We start from the raw sequence: 3,102 nt of genomic DNA, 5'->3' as shown, positions 1-3,102 counted from the left end.
AATAGATCCTTCATTTTCTCTAGACTATTTACCTTTCCAGAAACCTTTACTCTACAGGGTTCTTTTATATTAGCTTTTAATATTTTTACATCCTCCACAGTAGCCGCACATCCACCGATACCCCATCCACTGGACTGTTTTACCCAATCAATTCCAGCTTCATAGGCCAATTGTGTAGCTCTAACTTTTTCTTCTTCATTTAAAAAACCGAATTCTAACATGGCTTTTACAACTATTCCAGATTCATGGGAAATCCTTACTATCTCTTTCATTTCTTCAAAATATTCTTTTTCATTTCCCCCTATTAATAAGCCTGGATTTGGTGGGAAATCAAACTCATCAGGACTTATTTTTATTAATTCTTTTAAAGCAGCTAGTTTCATAGTCAATGTATCATTTGCCATAGGAAAGTTTAATGTAGTAGCCACCTTTATACCAGTTCCTTTTAAAAATTCTTTAGCTAATGGTACATAATATGGTGCAACCATTGCTGCATCAAATTCATATTTGACGCAAGTTTCTAAATGTTTTAGCATTCCATCTCTAGTTAAGTCTGGATTTACATTTGTATACTGTATTGCTTTTGCTATTTCTTTCTTATTGTTAAAGTCTATCATAATTTACCTCCTGTTATATGTTGTTTCATGAAACCTTTCATGTATTATGTTAGCATATTAATTTTACAATTTCAAGAGTAAATATAAATTTGTTTTTTTATCTATAAAAAATACTCCCCTTACAATAAACAGTTTTTTAAACTATCCATTGTAAGAGGAATATATCATTACAATTCTTATGTCTTTATTAGTTTATTTAATTCTTTTTCGATACTTTCAATACCTTCTTTTATATTTAAATTCCCTTTTAATACATTCATTATTTCTTTAGATATTACATGATTGTATAGATAGTTTCTCCCCATATCTCTAATTTTTATATTTGGTAGAATTCTTTTTCTACTTTTTCTATAACTTTCTAAAACATCATATTTCCATGGATAAATATTTTCTAATTCGCTTCCTTCATAGTATGATTTCTGTAATGTTGATCCTCCCAATAAAAGTAAGGGTACTACTGTCTGCTCACCGCTACACCAGGAAATAAACTCTTCCATTTCCTCTCTATTTTCACTGTATTTATTTATACCTAAGCTCCATCCACCTAAAACTGGTGTATCCCCAGGAATTTGTGCTACTCCCAAGTTTCCAGCTACCTTAGACTTTGTATAATCATTTAAATCCATCGCATAAGAATCATATAATATAGTCATGGCAGCCTTACCCCTTTTAAAGAAATCCACTACTTCATCCCAGGAATTTAAAGAATCAGTTGGCGAGTATTTATATGAGCTTATTAGGCTTTCTAAGGCTATATAAGAATTTTTATTATTTATAATTACATTTCCTTCCCTATCAAAAACATCACTTCCATAGGACCATAACCTATTTAAATAGTTTATGGTAGTATATATATTTTCGCCACTAACCATAGATGCCCCATAGGATATTGGTGATCTTGGATTAAAAGATTTAGTAAAGAACTCAGCTACTATGTTAAATTCTGCCCATGTACTTGGTACCTCTAGGACTCTATCATAGGTTAATTCAAAATATCTTTTCATTTGTTCATTTTCAAACAAATCTTTTTGATAAAATAAAAGTTGGGTTCCTGACATAATAGGTATAGTATGATAATCTCCATTATAAAGACCACATTGTTGTTCTATTCCAGAGATAAATTTATTAAAATTTATTTTCTCTTCCCCAAAGGAAGCCAAAATTCCCTTTTTAATCACTTCTTCAATCCATATAATATCCATCATCAAACCATCATAAACCTGATTTTTTTCATTGGTTATTCCATAAATTATATTTTCTAATTCATCATATTTAAATAAATCAAATTCAATATTTATACCTGTATTTTGCGTATATATCTGAGAAAGCATTTTTAAACTATTGGAAGTTGGACTATCATACATAGCCAATCTTAAAGTGGATCCTGATTTAGTGCTATTTAACCCTTTATTAATTTTCCTATTATGTTTAAATTCTGCAAAAACACTTTCTATTAAGGGTTCATATGTTTTTGGCTCTTCAATGGCCTTAATTATTCTACCTATAATTTTTTCTGCTACCTTTTTTTGAGATAAGGCAATCTGACTAGGATAGCTACCTTCACCTTCTATCCAGTTACTATTCTTCACTGGTACAATAGCAATGTTCTCTTTGTTTAATAATTTTGCTGCCTTCTCTATTCCTTCGGCTATTAAGTAATTTCCAGCAATAAATCCTTGAATTTCACCATAATCACTTAAAAGTTCAAAGGCAGTTTTAAATCCCCGTTCCTTACTATAGTCAGTAAACTTTAAAAGATATTCATTATTATAATTCTTTTTATATATATCAATCAATTTTTCATTATAAAGATAGGATCCATCTAATATCATTCCTATATTATCTAAGCTCTGCTCCTTAAAAAAATTTATTGTTTCCTCAAAGGCATGAGCATAGTCTAGAAAAATTGCATCTCCATTAATTAGGGCATCTTCTCTAGGTGACACCACTAAAATAGGCACATTTCCTTTTGAACTAATTAGATTTTTTCTACTGTTGATAACAGGCAAAAGAATAATACCATCTACACGTTGTTCTAAGCATTTGTCAATGGATTTTTGTTCAATAAACCTATTATCATAGGTAAAATTGAGTAAAACACTATATCCTCTTTCATATAACATAGACTCTATATAAGATATTAGAGCTGTAAATTCTGGATTAATTGGATTTGGTAAAATCAAACCTATAAGACCACTCTTATCTCTTTTTAAGCTTCTAGCATTAGCATCTGGCCTATATCCTAATTCCTTCATTGCTATTTCTACCTTATTAATTAAATCAAGGTTTTTAGTTTTTCCATTTAATACATTTGATACTGTTCCTATAGAAACTCCTGCTAAAGCAGCAACTTCCTTAATAGTAGCCAATTAAACTCACCTCGTTAAACGTTTCATCTTGACTCATGATACCATAGGAGATAAAAAAACACAAGAATATCTATTATTTTATGCCCACAGATAATAAAAAGAGTACTGCCAATGAG

General features: G+C 30.0%; 2 protein-coding genes. Both read right to left on the bottom strand.

What is annotated here, in order from left to right; genetic code table 11:
• The coding region (gene deoC / locus VK071_12445; GenBank protein HLR36121.1) for a deoxyribose-phosphate aldolase at positions 1 to 617 on the bottom strand (617 nt) is incomplete at its 3' end.
• A gap of 176 nt (positions 618 to 793) precedes the next feature.
• Positions 794 to 2,986, bottom strand: a complete 2,193-nt coding sequence (locus VK071_12440) for an extracellular solute-binding protein (GenBank protein ID HLR36120.1) — start codon at positions 2,984 to 2,986, stop codon at positions 794 to 796.
• Between the last annotated feature and the right edge of the window lie 116 nt (positions 2,987 to 3,102).

Source organism: Tissierellales bacterium, from assembly GCA_035301805.1.
Lineage (GTDB): Bacteria > Bacillota > Clostridia > Tissierellales > DATGTQ01 > DATGTQ01.
Note: the sequence above shows the minus strand (reverse complement) of the source record. Positions and strands in the feature narration are given on the sequence as shown.